The sequence below is a fragment of the Rhodoferax sp. RT5P35 genome, assembly GCF_056521385.1.
The window spans coordinates 192312-207072 of sequence record NZ_JBWMAX010000009.1 but is presented as its reverse complement, the minus strand read 5'-3'; the positions used below and the strand labels follow the sequence as shown (position 1 = coordinate 207072).

Below are 14761 nucleotides of genomic sequence, written 5' to 3'. Positions count from 1 at the left end.
ACCTGCCCGCCCCCACGATTTAACGCTTTTCGGGACACAACATGCAGATGGAAAATTTCGCGCCGGTGATGTTCGGCGGGCTGGTGCTGATCATGTTGATCGGCTTTCCGGTGGCCTTTTCGCTGTCGGCGCTGGGCATGGCGTCGGGCTTGTTCGCCATCCAGATGGGCTGGTTTCCAGCGGTGTTCATGGAGAACCTGCCGATCAACGTCTTTGGCATTTTGTCCAACGACCTGTTGCTGGCGATTCCGTTCTTCACCTTCATGGGTGCCATCCTGGAGAAATGCGGCCTGGCCGAAGATATGCTGGATTCGATGGGCCAGTTGTTTGGCACGGTCAAGGGCGGCCTGGGGTATTCGGTGATCATCGTCGGCTTCATCCTGGGTGCCATCACCGGCACGGTGGCCGGCCAGGTGATCGCCATGGCGATGATCTCGCTGCCGGTGATGATCCGCTACGGCTACAACATGCGCTACGCCACTGGCGTGCTGGCCGCCTCGGGCACCATCACCCAGCTGGTGCCGCCCTCGCTGGTGCTGATTGTGATGGCCGACCAGTTGGGCCGTTCGGTGGGCGACATGTACCGCGGTGCCTGGGGCCCCTCGATCCTGCAGGTGCTGATATTTGCCGGCTACACCTTCATGCTGGGTATCTTCAAGCCGGACCACATTCCCGGCATCCCCAAAACGGCACGCACGCTCAGCGGTGCCAAGCTGTGGGCAAAGTGCCTGCGCGGCATCATCCCGTCGGCGATTTTGATTTTTGCCGTGCTGGGCTCGATGGGCGGCCTGCCGGGCATCGACACCGCCATCGCCACGCCCACCGAAGCCGGTGCCATGGGCGTGGTCGGGGCGCTGGTCTTGGCAGCCATCCACCGGCGGCTGACGCTGGCCCTCATCTGGGAAGCCATGGTGGGCACCATGCGGCTGACCGCCATGGTGGTGTTCATATTGATCGGCGCACGGGTGTTCTCCATGGTGTTCCAAGGCGTGGACGGTGCCAAGTGGGTCGAGCATCTGCTGACCGGCCTACCCGGTGGGCAGATCGGCTTCTTGATCGTGGTGAATGTGTTCATTTTCTTCCTGGCGTTCTTCCTGGACTTCTTCGAGATCGCCTTCATCATCTTGCCGATGCTGGGCCCGGTGGCCGCCAAGCTGGGCATTGACTTGGTGTGGTTTGGCGTGTTGCTGTGCGTGAACATGCAAACCAGCTTCATGCACCCGCCGTTTGGCTTTGCGCTGTTTTATCTGCGCGGCATTGCGGACTCTTTGTACAAAGACAAGCGGATTGAAAAACCCGTCAAATCCAGCGACATCTACCTGGGGGCCATTCCCTGGGTGCTGATGCAATTGATCCTGGTCGCGATCGTCATTTTTGTGCCGCAGACCGTCACGGTGTTTTTGCCCACCGAGGAAAAAATCGACACCGAGAAGATCCAGATCGACGTGCCGGTCAGCGACCTGCAGGCCACGCCCAGCGACAGCGCGGGCGAGAACCCGTTCAGCGATGCGCCTGCAGCCCCGGCATCCGAACCCGAAGCCGCGAAGCCGTAGCCTTGGGCCCCGCTCCTTTTCGCTTCCAGCCCCGCACCGGCGGTTCGGTAGAAGACGCGGCGTTCTCGCCGCTGTTCAAGCTGCTGGCCAGCGCCATCGTCGGCGGCTGTGCTTTCTGGCTGGCCCGGCTGTTGAGCAGCGGCGCACTGGCCACCCCGCGCACCACCGGCGTGGTCTGGTTCGTGGCCGGGCTGGCCATGATGGGCTGGACCTGGTGGCACATCCTGCGCAGCCGCACCCGCATCAGCGCCGAGGGCCTGCACCAAGGCTGGATCTGGGACAAACACATGCCCTTCGACGACCTGGCCTACGGCAAACTTATCCGCGTGCGCGGGCTGGACTGGCTGATTGCGCCGCGCCTGTACGTGCGCACGCTGATGGGCAAGTTCATGGTGTTCTACGGTGCATCGCCCGCGCTGGTGGCGGAGTTCGAACAGATAGTTAAAGAACTCAAGGCCTTTCGGAGTCTGTAAGCAAAAAACCGCGCGACAGCGCGGTTTTTTAATTCCAGGCGAAGCGTAGCGCAGCCTGGGGGTGTTCCTACAGCTTGATGCTTTGCATGTAACTGTCAAAGCGGCCTTCGGCCACGCGGAACCAGGCCACCTGGTTGCGCTGGAAGGCGCGGAAGTCGGCAAAAATCTTCTTCCACTCCGGGCTCTTGGCATCGTTCTCGGCGTAGACCTCTTGTGAGGCCTTGAAAGACGCGTCCAGAATTTCTTTGGAGAACGGCAGCAACTTGATTTTGGAGCCCAGCAATTGCTTCAACGCCTCGGGGTTGAGAGCGTCGTACTTGGCCAGCATGTCTACCGAGGCCAGGGCCGTGGCGGCTTCGACAATGGCTTTGTTTTCGGGCGACAAGGCGTCAAAGGCTTTGCGGTTGATGAAAAAGTCCACCTCGGGGCCACCTTCCCACCAGCCGGGGTAGTAGTAGTTGGGGGCCACCTTGGCAAAACCCAGCTTCTGGTCGTCGTAGGGGCCCACCCATTCGGCCGCGTCGATGGTGCCTTTTTCCAATGCCTGGTAGATTTCGCCGCCGGGCAGGCTTTGCGGCACCACGCCCATCTTGGCCATCACTTCACCCACCAAACCACCGCCCAGGCGCATCTTCAGGCCCTTCAGGTCGGCGACGGTTTTGACTTCCTTGCGGAACCAGCCACCCATTTGTGTGCCGGTGTTGCCACCGGCAAAGCTCAGGATGTTGTAGTTGGCATAGAACTCGTTCATCAGCTTGCGGCCATTGCCGTGCATCATCCAGGCGTTCATCTGGCGGGCATTCATGCCAAAGGGAATGGCCGCACCGATGGCGAAAGCGGGGTTCTTGCCATAGTAGTAGTACGGCACGGTATGGCACATCTCCACCGAACCCTGCTGTACACCATCCACTACGCCAAACGGGGGCATCAATTCACCACCCGCATGTACCGAGATGTCGAACTTGCCGCCCGACATGGCCTTGACCGCGTTGGCAAACACTTCGGCACCGCCGTAAATCGTGTCCAGCGGCTTGGGAAAGCTGGACGCCAGACGCCAGCGCACCGCCGCCTGGGCATGCACGGCAGGCGCTATGCCCGCAGCCAGTACGCCTGCGATGCCGGTGTGTTTGATGAGGGAACGACGGTCCATTGAAATATCTCCCAAATTTGAATTGAAGTTCGCCGCGCTGCGCGAGCCGCGGATGGTGACAGTGAGCGCAGATTGTAGGGAGCCGCCAGAGGCGGTTCGACACGGGTTTTCCCCTGCGCCTGCTTTTACAAATAGCTATCAAATACATAGCTTCTTGCGCACACTGCACATACGCTGGAGCCTCATATCTATTCGTAGTTAGCAAACAGCAAAAGAATCGTTCCCTTGGCGCGACCACCCGCCTATATTCGCGGTTTTGCAAAGCGACAGACACCGCTTCTGCCCACACAAGGTACCCAGATGACGACGTTATTGGATATAGAACCCGCAGTTGCCACAACAGCCACAACCGCGCAAACGCTGGAAATTCGCCCCTTCGATGCCCCGCTGGGTGCCGAAGTGCTGGGCCTGGACTTGTCACAACCGCTGGCCGCCGACGACTTTGCGCGCATCCACCGCGCCCACCTAGAACACCACGTGCTGGTGTTCCGCGACCAGAGCATCACGCCCCAGCAGCAGGTGGACTTTAGCGCCCGCTTCGGCCCGCTACAGATCCATGTGCTGAAAAGCTTCCAGCTGCAGCACCACCCCGAGGTGTTGATCGTTTCCAACATCAAGGAAAACGGCGAACCCATTGGCTTGGGCGATGCCGGTGCCTACTGGCATTCCGACCTGTCGTACAAGGAAAAGCCCAGCCTGGGCTCAATGTTGCACGCGCAGGAGCTGCCCAGTGAAGGCGGCGACACCTTGTTTGCCAACCAGCACACCGCCTGGGACACGCTGCCCGCGGCCCTGCAAACCGCCGTGGCCGACCTGCGCGCCGAACATTCCTACCTGGCCAAGTACGAAGAGCTGCGCGCCCGCAACCCCTGGCGGCCTAAGCTGACGCAGGCCCAGCTGGATGAAGTATTGCCTGCCGTGCATCCCGTCGTGCGCACCCATCCCGAGAACGGCCGCAAGGCGCTGTTCGTCAGCGAACATTTCACCACCCGCATCGTCGGTATTCCCGAAGACGAAAGCCGCGCCCTGCTGGACGAACTGTTCGCCCACACCTCGCGTGCCGAACTGGTCTACCGCCACGCCTGGCAGCCGCACGACATGGTGTTCTGGGACAACCGCTCCGTCACCCACCTGGCCGCCGGCACGCCGGACCACCTGCGCCGCAAGCTATTCCGCACCACCATCGAAGGCAATGAGCCTTTTTAAGAGCACCATGCCATTCACTCTCACCCGCCTCGTAGTGGGCCTGGCCTTGGCCAGCGCCACCCTGCTCGCCCAGGCCGAAGGCCGCATCAGCATCGCCCAGCAGTTCGGCATTGGCTACCTAGTGCTCGATGTGGTGCAAGACCAGAAGCTGATCGAAAAACACGGCAAGGCCCAGGGCTTGGACATCGATGTGGACTGGAGCCAGATCTCCGGTGCCACCGCGATGAACGAGGCGCTGCTGGCGAACGCGCTGGACGTGGTGTCCGCCGGCGTGCCGCCGATGCTGACGCTGTGGGACCGCACCAAGGGCCGGCAAAACGTCAAGGCCGTGGCCGCGCTGGGCTCGCTGCCCAACTACCTGATCAGCAACAACCCGAAAGTGAAGACGCTGAAGGACCTGAGCGACAAAGACCGCATTGCCGTACCCGCCGCTGGCACCGGCTTCCAGTCGCGCACGCTGCAGATCGAAACCGCCAAACTCTACGGCAAAGACGACTTCAAGCGCTTTGACAATATCTCGGTGAGCCTGGCGCACCCCGACGCCACCGCCGCGCTGATCGCAGGCGGTACAGAGATCAACACCCACTTCTCCAGCGCGCCGTTCTACTACCTGGCGCTGGAGAACAAGGCCGTGCACAAGGTCATCAGCTCCTACGACATCCTGGGCGGCCCGGCCACCTTCAACGTGCTGTACACCACGCAGAAATTCCACGACGAGAATCCAAAAACCTACAAGGCCTTTTACGCCGCCTTGGTCGAAGCCTCGCAGTGGATCAAGGCCAACAAGCCCAAGGCGGCCGAGACCTTCATCCGCGTGCAGAAGTCCAAGCTGCCGCTGGAATTTGTGCGCAAGATCGTGGAAGACCCCGAGAACGACTTCACCATCTCGCCGTTTCGCACCTACGTCTACGCCGACGAACTCAACAAGCTCGGCGTGCTGAAGAACCGTGCCGCTTCGTGGAAAGACTATTTCTTCGAAGAAGCCTACGCCAACCCTGGCAGCTAAGCCCCCATGGCCACCGTCACCCCTTTGAAACCCTCTCCGGACACCCCGCTGCTGGAAGTGGACGGCGTAAGCCTGGAATACCGCACGCCCGCGCGCGTGGTGCGCGCCACCCACCAGGTCAGCCTGAACGTGTATGAGGCGGACCGCTTCGTGCTGCTGGGCGCGTCTGGCTGCGGCAAGTCCACCCTGCTGAAAGCCATGGCGGGTTTCATCGCGCCGGTGGAGGGTGAAATCCGCATCGGCGGCAAAAAGGTGACCCAGCCCGGACCCGACCGCATCGTGGTGTTCCAGGAATTTGACCAGTTGCCGCCCTGGAAAACCGTGCTCGACAACGTGGCGTTTCCGCTGCTGGCATCGCGCACTCTGGGCAAGCAGGAGGCCCATGAACGGGCGCTGCACTACCTGGACAAGGTGGGCCTGTCGGCCTTCGCCAAGGCCTATCCCAACACCTTGTCGGGCGACATGAAGCAGCGGGTGGCGATTGCCCGCGCGCTGGCCATGCAGCCCAAGGTCTTGCTGATGGACGAGCCGTTCGCCGCGCTGGACGCGCTGACGCGCCGCAAGATGCAGGAAGAGCTGCTGGCGCTGTGGGACGAGGTGCGCTTCACCCTGGTCTTCGTGACCCATTCGATCGAGGAAGCGCTGGTGGTGGGCAACCGCATCGGCCTGCTGTCGCCGCATCCGGGCCGGGTGCGCGCCGAGATCAACAGCCACGACTTCGGCATGCACAGCCAGGGCGGGGCCGAGTTCCAGGCCGCCGCGCAGCGCATCCACCGCCTGCTTTTCAACGAAGAGGCCGACGGCAGCCCCACGCCTGCCCACGCACAGCCCCGAAAGACCGCATGAGCGCTTTGAACCCGCCCATCCGGGCCGAATACGAACGGGTGCTCGATGCCCTGCCCCCCACCCATGTGGATCGCCTGCTACCCTGGACGGCCCGCGTCTGGGAACAGGCCTGGCTGCGCCGCGGCCTGATCCTGGTGGCACTGGTCATGCTGTGGGAGATCGTGGCCCGCGTGCAAAACAACGACCTGCTGCTGCCAACCGCGCTGCAGACGGCGCAGGCGCTGGTCGATGGCCTGGCCAGCGGCGAACTCATCACCAAGACCCGCATCTCGCTGAGCCTGCTGCTGCAGGGCTATATCGGTGGTGTCATCGCCGCCTTTGTGCTGACCACGCTGGCCGTGTCCACCCAACTGGGCCGCGACCTGCTGGCCACGCTGACTGCCATGCTGAACCCACTACCCGCCATCGCGCTGCTGCCGCTGGCCCTGTTGTGGTTTGGCCTGGGCCAGGGCAGCCTGGTGTTCGTGCTGATCCATTCGGTGCTGTGGCCGCTGGCGTTGAATACCTACGCGGGCTTCCAGGCCGTGCCCGAGACACTGCGCATGGCCGGGCGCAACTACGGCCTGAAGGGCCTGCGCTATGTGTTGCAAATTCTGGTACCTGCCGCCCTGCCGTCGATTCTTGCGGGCCTGAAAATCAGCTGGGCCTTTGCCTGGCGCACGCTGATTGCGGCCGAGCTGGTGTTCGGCGCGTCTTCCGGCAAGGGCGGTCTGGGCTGGTTCATCTTCCAGAACCGCAACGAACTGTTCACCGACCGCGTGTTTGCGGGCCTGGTGATGGTCATCCTGATCGGCCTGCTGGTCGAAAGCCTGGTGTTCCAAACGCTGGAGCGCCTCACGGTGCGCCGCTGGGGCATGCAGCGCTGAAAGCCACCAGTACGCTGCGGGTACGCCGCAGCGGCCATTGCAGCACTAAGCTACTAATTTAAGAGCAGACTTCGCAGATAACACAAGCGCTGGAAAACGTTTTTCTATAGATTTCTCGATACCCGCCGCATCCAGCCCCTGCAGGGCCATCAGCACCGCCGGGTCGCCGTGTTCGATAAAGGTATCGGACAAGCCCAGCGTCAGCACCGGCACGGTAATACCTGCAGCCTGCAAGGCCTCTTGCACCGCGCTGCCTGCACCGCCCATGGCGGCGCCGTCTTCTACCGTGACCAGCGCGGAATGGGTGGCGGCAATACTTAGCAGCAGTTCCACATCCAGCGGCTTGGCCCAGCGCATATTGGCCACCGTGGCATCCAGCTTGTCGGCCACGGCCAGCGCGGGGTACAGCAGGGTGCCGAAAGCCAGAATCGCAATACCCGAGGCCTGGGTAGAGCTGCGGCGGATTTCGCCCTTGCCATACGGCAGCGGCTGTAAACCTGGCTCCATGGCGGCACCGGCCCCGGCACCGCGCGGATAGCGCACAGCCACCGGGTTGTCTTGCACAAAGGCGCTGCTGAGCAGGCTGCGGCACTCGTTCTCATCCGCCGGGCAGGCCACGCCCATGTTGGGGATGCAGCGCAGGAAGGGGATGTCATAGGCCCCGGCGTGGGTGGCGCCGTCGGCCCCCACCAATCCGGCGCGGTCCAGGGCAAAAACGACGGGCAGGTTTTGCAAAGCCACGTCGTGGATCAACTGGTCGTAGGCGCGCTGCAAGAAGGTGGAGTAAATCGCCACCACCGGCTTCAGGCCTTCGCAGGCCATGCCCGCAGCAAAGGTCACCGCGTGCTGCTCGGCAATGCCAACGTCGTAATAACGCTGGGGATAGCGCTTTTCAAACTCCACCAGGCCCGAGCCCTCGCGCATGGCGGGGGTGATGCCAACCAAGCGGCTGTCTTGCGCGGCCATGTCGCACAGCCAGGTGCCAAACACCTGGGTGAAGGTGGATTTTCCTGGTGCAGCGGCTTTTTGCAGGCCCACGGCAGGGTCGAACTTGCCCGGGCCGTGGTAGGCCACGGGGTCGGCCTCGGCCAGCTTGTAGCCCTGGCCTTTTTTGGTGACCACATGCAAAAACTGCGGGCCGGTCAAGTGCTTGATGTTTTCCAGCGTGGGGATCAGCGATTCGAGGTCGTGGCCGTCGATGGGACCGATGTAGTTGAAGCCAAACTGCTCAAACAGTGTGGCGGGTACCACCATGCCCTTGGCGTGCTGCTTCAGGCGTTTGGCCAGCTCAAACAGCGGCGGCGCGCCTTTCAGCACCTGCTTGCCCACATTCTTGGCGGCGGCGTAGAACTGGCCGCTCATCAGCTGCGCCAGGTAGCGGTTCAGCGCGCCCACCGGCGGGCTGATGCTCATGTCGTTGTCGTTCAGGATGACCAGCAGCTTGCAGTCGCACACGCCTGCATTGTTCAGTGCCTCAAAAGCCATGCCCGCGCTCATGGCGCCGTCGCCGATGATGGCCACGCTGTGCCGATGCTCGCCTTTTTGCTTGGCCGCCATGGCCATGCCCAGGGCAGCAGAAATCGAGGTGCTGGAATGCGCCGTGCCGAACGCGTCAAATTTACTCTCGGACCGCGTCGGAAAGCCCGACAAGCCCCCCAACTGGCGCAGGCTGGCCATGCGGTCACGCCGCCCGGTCAAAATTTTGTGCGGATAGGTCTGGTGGCCCACGTCCCACACCAGCCGGTCTTCGGGGGTGTTGAACACGTAGTGCAAGGCCACGGTCAGTTCCACCGTGCCCAGGTTGGAGCTGAGGTGGCCGCCGGTTTTGGACACGCTGTCGATCACGAAAGCGCGCAGCTCGTCGGCCAGCGGTTTGAGCTCGGCACGCGGCAAACGGCGCAGGTCGGCCGGGTCGTTGATGGTTTCCAGCAGTGGGTAAGACGCAGGGTTCGCAATAGTCATAGATTTTTTATGGTGAAAACGCGCGCCATACAAGCCATGCAGGTCCACCAGAACACCCCAGAACCGGCTTTGCCGGGCTGGCGGTGTTGCCCCCTGCAAGGGGGTTGGCGTAGCTACACATAGTGCGCGAAGACTGGGGGTGTGCCATATCAGCTAGACCGGTTGACCACCATGTCGGCAAGCGCACGCAGGGCCTGGGTGTTAGGCAAGTCGCTGGCATCCAGCGCGGTCAGGGCCTGGGCCAGCAGTTCCTGGGCGTAAGCCAAAGAACGGTCCAGCCCCAGCAGGGAGACGTAAGTGGGTTTGTCCTGGGCGGCATCTTTGCCTGCGGTTTTGCCCAGCGTGGCCGAGTCGGCGGTCACGTCCAGAATATCGTCCACCACCTGGAACGCCAAACCCAGGGCCGCACCATAGGTGTGCAAGGCGTTGCGGGTGGCCAGAGGCAATGGGCGAGCAGCACAGGCCGCGCCCATCATCACGCTGCCTTGCAGCAGGGCACCGGTTTTCAGGCGGTGCATGCAGCGCAGTTCTTCTTCCGTCAAGGCCATGCCGATGCTGGCCAGGTCGATTGCCTGCCCGCCCGCCATGCCCTGGTAGCCCGCAGCCTGGGCCAGCAGACGGCACAGCGTGGCTTGCACGCTGGCGGGGGCTGCGGCAGCTTCGGGGGTGAGTATTTCAAATGCCAGGGCCTGCAGGGCATCGCCCGCCAGCAGGGCCTGGGCTTCGCCAAACTGCACGTGCACCGTGGGTTTGCCGCGGCGCAGGATGTCGTTGTCCATGCACGGCATGTCGTCGTGCACCAGGGAATAAGCGTGGATCAGCTCGGCGGCGCAGGCGGCGCGCAGGGCGGCATCGTCCAGCCCGGCGGTCACGCTAGCAGCTTCACCGCTGGCCACGGCTTCGCGCGCGGCCAGCACCAGCAAGGGACGCAGACGTTTGCCGCCGTCCAGCACGGCGTAGCGCATGCCTTCACGCAAGGCGGCGGGGGCGGGATGGTCGGCATCGACCACGCCACCGGCGGCCACCCAGTCGCTCAGCGCTTTCTCCACCACGGCCAGGGCCTGGGTGCTCCAAGCCTGCAAATCAAAGGTGGCGGTGCTCATTCTTGCGCCCAGGGTTTGAGTACACCCTGGTCCAGCACCTTGATCTGCTGCTCCACCGCATCGAGCTTGTCGCGGCAAAACTGCAGCAGTTGGGCACCGCGCTGGTAGCCGCCCAGCAGTTGCTCCAGCGGCATCTGGCCCGACTCGAGCTGGCCGACCAATTGCTCCAGTTCCACCTGGGCAGCCTCGTAGCTGGCGGGCAAAGCTTCGGGAGAGGCGTTTTTATCGGGTTTGGCAGCGGCCTTGGGCATGGAGGAGGCAGGAGGTTCGAGTGGTGAAGGAGGCCGATTTTACGGGTTGCGCGGGGGCCAGGGGCAGACGCACGCTTTTCGGGGAATGGGGCTCCGTTTGGGTTACACGTCACAAAAAATAAGGCTTAGCACCGAACATAATTTCGCAGGATCTCCCTCGCCCCTCCTCCAGAAAGCTCTCTGCATGCTTTTCATCCACTACCGTCGCTCCGGTCGACCCGTGCCCCGCTGGTTCCCCGCCACCGGTACCGCCTTGCTGGTGCTGCTCCCACCGCTGGCGACGTGGGCGCTCCCGCCACAAGAGGTGTTTGCGCTGACGTCTCCGGCCGTGGCGGCGCTGGAGGTACGCGACGACACGGGCCACCCTCTGGGGGTCTACAGTGCCACCCGGATCAGTGAGCAGCAGTGGGTGACGGTGTGCGATGTCCTGGAGCAGGCACACACGGTGCAACTCACTGCGCCATCCACCCCGGCTCGCATCACCGCGCGTGACCGGGATCGCAATCTGTGCCTGCTGGAGGTGGATGCGCATGGGGCAACGCCCCTGACCCTGCAAAACCAGCCCCCCGTAGTCGGTAGCAAGGTGTTTGCCATCTCCAACGCACTGGGGCTGGGGGTGGGCATTTCAGAAGGGGTGGTGTCCGGGCTGCGCCATTTTCCTGGCGGCGACTACATCCAGTTCACCGCCTCGATCTCGCCCGGCTCCGAAGGCGGGGCGCTGGTAGATGCGCAGGGGCAGTTGCTAGGCATCATTGATTACCGCCAGCGCGACGGGCAAAACGTCAACTTTGCGTCTTTTGCGGCCTGGACCCAGGAGATCGCCACCCGCGCTTTGGCGCAGGCCGAGCAATTGCAACGCTTTGATGCCGCCAACGCTTTGCTGCGGGAAGCGAAATGGACCGAGCTGGAGGCTTTGTCGCGCACTTGGCGGCAACAACAGCCCGACAACGCCGATGCTTGGCGGTTTGCCTCGGCGGCAGCGGCTGGGCTGAAAAACTCCGCTGCCGAGCTGGATGCCTGGCGGCAGCGCTACCGCATCAGCCCGGCGCAACTGGACACCGGTATCGGCTTGGGTGGCGTGCTGCTGGCCCGTAACCTCAACAAAGAGGCTTTGGCCCATGCCCAGCAACTGCGGGCACAGCACCAGGAATCGGCCCAGGTATATGGCTTGCTGGCACGAGCGCAGCAGGTGAACGGGGCCAGCGAAGAGGCCGAGGCCTCGTACCGGCGGGCGCTGGCGCTGAACCCCTGGTTGACCGGCGCGTACGAAGGACTGGCCGATTTATCCCAGGCCCGGGGTGACACCGCCACGGCCATCGGCATCTGGACCCGCCTGTCCGGCCTGTACCCCGATGCCGCAAGCCCCCGCATCCAGCTGGTGCGGGCCTATCTGGCGGCCAACCAGATAGCCAAAGCCTATTCCGTGCTCGACAAACTGCCCGATGCCACCCGCGACACCGCCACCGCATGGTACTGGCGCGGGGTGGCATTGATGCGGCTGGACTGCCCCGAAGCGGCGGTGCAGGCCTACCGCAACAGCCTGGATCGCCAATTCAGCAGCACCGACTGGGCCTGGGCCGGCATTGGCGAGGCCATGGCAGACATGAAGCGCTACCCTGAGGCCATCCGCGCCATGGAGTCGGCCCGCCAAGCCGGCCCCGACAACGACACCTGGCGCTACCAACTCGGCGTGTACCTCAAGGACGGTGGCCGTGCGGCCGAAGCCCTGCCCATCGCCATGGCATTGACCGAAAAGAACCCGGAATCCGCCTGGTTCTGGCGGCTGCGCGGGCGCGTCCTGGCCGCATTAGACCGCCCGTCAGAGGCCATTCCCGCCATCGAACGCTCCTTGCAACTCGCCCCCCAGCAGGCCTCGCAATGGGAGGCATTGGTACACGCCAACCAAATGCTGGGCCGCCGCCCGCAAGCCCGCGAGGCCTACCAAAAGCTGCGCGCCCTCAACGCTGCAGCGGCCGAAACCCTGTACCGCGGCCAAATCCTTCCGTTTGAGGGCGAAACGCCATGAACCGCCACACCCTGTGCTTCGCCAGTACCCTGTGCTTGCTCGCCACCACCAGCGCGGCTGCCGATGCCCCGGATGCCACGCAGCGCGTATTCGCCCAGGTGGTACCCTCCATGGTCACCATCCAGACCCTCGACGACAAGGGCCAACCCGAGATGCAAGGCAGTGGCGTGGTGATTGGCCAGGGGCTTGTCGCCACCAACTGCCATGTGGTACGAGAGGCCACCAGCATCCGCGTGCAGTCGGCCCAAGGCGAACTGCCCGCCGTATGGACGCGCCAGCTAGCCGACCAAGACCTGTGCCTGCTGGCGGTGGCCGCCTTGACTGCTAACCCTGTCAGGCTGCGCCTCAGCAGCACACTGGCCGTGGGTGAGCGCGTGTTTGCCATCGGTAACCCGCTGGGCTTTGGCCTAGCCGTAAGTGCCGGCCTGGTGGCCGTGGTGAAAGCGCAAACCCCCTACCCGATGGTGGTCGCCACACCTTCTGTATCCCACGGCTCCAGCGGTGGTGGCCTGTTTGACGGCCAAGGCCAGTTGCTGGGCATCACCGCCGCCGTGCTGGGCACGGGGCAAAACCTGAACCTGGTGCTGTCCGCCGATGCAGCAGCCGCGTTGCTATCCCAAGGCAGCCCCCGCCCCGCATCCAGCACAGTGCCCGCGCCAGAAAAGCGCTGGAACGCTCTGGCCGACAGCCTGCAAGCATCTGGCGACTTTGCGGGCTTGGAAACACACAGCCGGGCGTGGCGCCAAGCCCAACCCAACGCAGCCCTGCCACTGGTTTACCTGGGAATGGCCCAGCATTTGCTCAAGCGCGACCCGCAAGCCGAGGCCACGCTGCGCCAAGCCTTGGCACTGGACGACAACCTGCCGTTTGCCTGGGTCAATCTGGCCGACGTACTGTTGAGCCGCCAGCAGCCTGAACAAGCCGAGCAAGCGCTACAGCAAGCACAGCGAAAAAGCCCCACCTACCACGAACCCAGCCGCAAACGTGCGGAATGGCTGCACCAGCAAGGCAAAAATGCCGAAGCGCTGGTGCAGATCAAAGAGTCGCTGCGGCTGGACCCGTCCCGTAGTTTTACCTGGACGTTGATGGGCAAAATCGAGAGCAGCTTGGGACATGGCCCCGCCGCCAGCCGCGCCCTGGCCACCGCCCTGCGGGTCGAGGGCGCAAAAGAGGCCCCCAGCAGCCAGCCCAGCGAGGTACTGTTGGCCATTGGTTGGGACGAATTCAAACAAACCCACTACGGTCCCGCAGAAGATGCCATGCGTAAGGCCATCGCCCTGGCACCCTCATCGTCTGCAGCTTGGAACGGGTTAGGCGCGGTATTGGCAAAAACCCAGCGCATCACCCAAGCCGACGACGCCTTCACCCAATCTCTCACGTTGGAGCCCAACGATGCGGGGGTTTTGAGCAACCGTGCAGGCGTTCGCCTCAACCTCCATCAGAACGAACTTGCCCGTGTGGATGCGCAGCGTGCCATCGAGATCGCCCCCCAGCATGGCGACGCATGGTCTGTCTATGGCCGCATCCAGCTCACCCTGAAAAACTACCGCGAGTCCAGCACAGCCTTTGAAAAATTGGCCACCTTCGCTCCGCTGAATGCAGTCGATTTGACTCTCTGGGGTGAAAGCCAGCTAGGCATGGGCGATGTAGCAGCGGCCCGTGCCAACCTGCAAAAAGCCGAGGCCCTGGACCCCGATCTCACCAACATGCATTTGGTCACAGCCAAGCTCTTGGGCAACAACGGTGATATGCCTGGTGCGCTTATCCACCTCAACCGCGCACTAGCCACCAACTCCTCCGATCCCGTTGCCTGGAGCGGCAAAGGCTACGCCCTGCTCAAACTCGGCAGGCCGCCCGAAGCCGCCGAAGCGCTGGAAACCGCCGTGCGCTTGGACCCCGCGCTGGTCAACTCCTGGATCAACCTGGGCGAGGCGCAGATGCGCAACAACAACCTGGCCCGGGCCAGCCAGGCGCTGGAGAAAGCCGTGATACTGGCCCCGGCGGCAATGGATGCACGCATGTACCTGGCGCAAAGCTACCTCGGTGCCCGCCTGCCCGCCAAATCGCGGGAGCAGACGGAGAAGTTGCTGGCAGCCAGCGCCAACTTCCCCCCCGGGCTAGGGCTGTTGACCATGTCGTACCTGATGGAAGGCAACGTCAGCGCAGCCACCAAGCCGTATTTGCAGCTCAAAACGCTAGCACCCGCCGTGGCGCGCCAACTGCGCGAGCAGGCGATGGCAGGCGGGCTGGTCGCCGCCATCGGTTTGCCAGAGTAGCTGCGCAAAGCACCCCGCCGGGTACAATCGCCCCTCTTTTCGC

Annotated in this window: 12 protein-coding genes; 8 read left to right on the top strand and 4 right to left on the bottom strand. The window is 63.4% G+C overall.

The annotated features are described in order from the left end of the window. The first annotated feature begins 41 nt into the window (after positions 1-41). A complete protein-coding gene (locus tag AC097L_RS16035) occupies positions 42-1553 on the top strand; it encodes a TRAP transporter large permease (RefSeq protein WP_479587536.1) in 1512 nt (503 codons plus the stop codon). Between the two features lie 2 nt (positions 1554-1555). Further along, entirely contained in the window at positions 1556-2026 is a 471-nt protein-coding gene (locus AC097L_RS16030; RefSeq protein WP_479587535.1) for a hypothetical protein, read from the top strand. 67 nt (positions 2027-2093) lie between these two features. Here the strand turns inward: AC097L_RS16030 and AC097L_RS16025 are convergent, their stop codons facing one another. Then, the gene (locus AC097L_RS16025; protein ID WP_479587534.1) at positions 2094-3176 is read right to left on the bottom strand and encodes a TRAP transporter substrate-binding protein; all 1083 of its coding nucleotides are present in this window, start codon (positions 3174-3176) and stop codon (positions 2094-2096) included. Between the two features lie 300 nt (positions 3177-3476). Here AC097L_RS16025 and AC097L_RS16020 point away from each other — a divergent pair, with 300 nt between their 5' ends. Genes AC097L_RS16020 through AC097L_RS16005 form a run of 4 tightly spaced genes read left to right on the top strand, consistent with a single transcriptional unit; the run spans position 3477 to position 7100 of the window. Beyond that, positions 3477-4382: a TauD/TfdA dioxygenase family protein gene (locus AC097L_RS16020; RefSeq protein ID WP_479587533.1), complete on the top strand. Its 906-nt coding sequence runs from the start codon at positions 3477-3479 to the stop codon at positions 4380-4382. A gap of 7 nt (positions 4383-4389) precedes the next feature. Then, positions 4390-5388, top strand: a complete 999-nt coding sequence (locus AC097L_RS16015; protein WP_479587532.1) for an ABC transporter substrate-binding protein — start codon at positions 4390-4392, stop codon at positions 5386-5388. Positions 5389-5394: 6 nt separating this feature from the next. Continuing rightward, entirely contained in the window at positions 5395-6234 is an 840-nt protein-coding gene (locus AC097L_RS16010; protein WP_479587531.1) for an ABC transporter ATP-binding protein, read from the top strand. Next, entirely contained in the window at positions 6231-7100 is an 870-nt protein-coding gene (locus AC097L_RS16005; RefSeq protein ID WP_479587530.1) for an ABC transporter permease, read from the top strand. The genes AC097L_RS16010 and AC097L_RS16005 overlap by 4 nt, the downstream gene beginning before the upstream one ends. 45 nt (positions 7101-7145) lie before the next feature. Here the strand turns inward: AC097L_RS16005 and dxs are convergent, their stop codons facing one another. The 3 genes from dxs to AC097L_RS15990 form a co-directional block, all read right to left on the bottom strand. Further along, positions 7146-9062 carry a 1-deoxy-D-xylulose-5-phosphate synthase gene (gene dxs / locus AC097L_RS16000; protein ID WP_479587529.1) on the bottom strand — a complete coding sequence of 639 codons (1917 nt, stop codon included), beginning with the start codon at positions 9060-9062 and terminating at the stop codon, positions 7146-7148. Positions 9063-9211: 149 nt separating this feature from the next. Beyond that, positions 9212-10165, bottom strand: coding sequence for a polyprenyl synthetase family protein (locus AC097L_RS15995; protein ID WP_479587528.1), 954 nt, complete (start codon positions 10163-10165; stop codon positions 9212-9214). Next, complete coding sequence (locus AC097L_RS15990; RefSeq protein WP_295957790.1) at positions 10162-10416, bottom strand: exodeoxyribonuclease VII small subunit; 255 nt, start codon at positions 10414-10416, stop codon at positions 10162-10164. Before AC097L_RS15990 ends, AC097L_RS15995 begins: the two co-directional genes overlap by 4 nt. A 184-nt stretch (positions 10417-10600) precedes the next feature. On the opposite strand from AC097L_RS15990, the gene AC097L_RS15985 reads away from it, so the two are divergent. Further along, positions 10601-12442, top strand: coding sequence for a trypsin-like peptidase domain-containing protein (locus tag AC097L_RS15985; RefSeq protein WP_479587527.1), 1842 nt, complete (start codon positions 10601-10603; stop codon positions 12440-12442). Further along, positions 12439-14718, top strand: a complete 2280-nt coding sequence (locus AC097L_RS15980) for a tetratricopeptide repeat protein (protein ID WP_479587526.1) — start codon at positions 12439-12441, stop codon at positions 14716-14718. Before AC097L_RS15985 ends, AC097L_RS15980 begins: the two co-directional genes overlap by 4 nt. Positions 14719-14761 lie beyond the last annotated feature (43 nt).

What these genes read in the sequence shown, in the direction of transcription:
- AC097L_RS16035 (WP_479587536.1), top strand. Translation starts at nt 42, where the DNA reads ATGCAGATGGAAAATTTCGCGCCGGTGATGTTCGGCGGGCTGGTGCTG.
- AC097L_RS16025 (WP_479587534.1), bottom strand. Translation starts at nt 3,176, where the DNA reads ATGGACCGTCGTTCCCTCATCAAACACACCGGCATCGCAGGCGTACTG.
- AC097L_RS16020 (WP_479587533.1), top strand. Translation starts at nt 3,477, where the DNA reads ATGACGACGTTATTGGATATAGAACCCGCAGTTGCCACAACAGCCACA.
- AC097L_RS16015 (WP_479587532.1), top strand. Translation starts at nt 4,390, where the DNA reads ATGCCATTCACTCTCACCCGCCTCGTAGTGGGCCTGGCCTTGGCCAGC.
- AC097L_RS16010 (WP_479587531.1), top strand. Translation starts at nt 5,395, where the DNA reads ATGGCCACCGTCACCCCTTTGAAACCCTCTCCGGACACCCCGCTGCTG.
- AC097L_RS16005 (WP_479587530.1), top strand. Translation starts at nt 6,231, where the DNA reads ATGAGCGCTTTGAACCCGCCCATCCGGGCCGAATACGAACGGGTGCTC.
- dxs (WP_479587529.1), bottom strand. Translation starts at nt 9,062, where the DNA reads ATGACTATTGCGAACCCTGCGTCTTACCCACTGCTGGAAACCATCAAC.
- AC097L_RS15995 (WP_479587528.1), bottom strand. Translation starts at nt 10,165, where the DNA reads ATGAGCACCGCCACCTTTGATTTGCAGGCTTGGAGCACCCAGGCCCTG.
- AC097L_RS15990 (WP_295957790.1), bottom strand. Translation starts at nt 10,416, where the DNA reads ATGCCCAAGGCCGCTGCCAAACCCGATAAAAACGCCTCTCCCGAAGCT.
- AC097L_RS15985 (WP_479587527.1), top strand. Translation starts at nt 10,601, where the DNA reads ATGCTTTTCATCCACTACCGTCGCTCCGGTCGACCCGTGCCCCGCTGG.
- AC097L_RS15980 (WP_479587526.1), top strand. Translation starts at nt 12,439, where the DNA reads ATGAACCGCCACACCCTGTGCTTCGCCAGTACCCTGTGCTTGCTCGCC.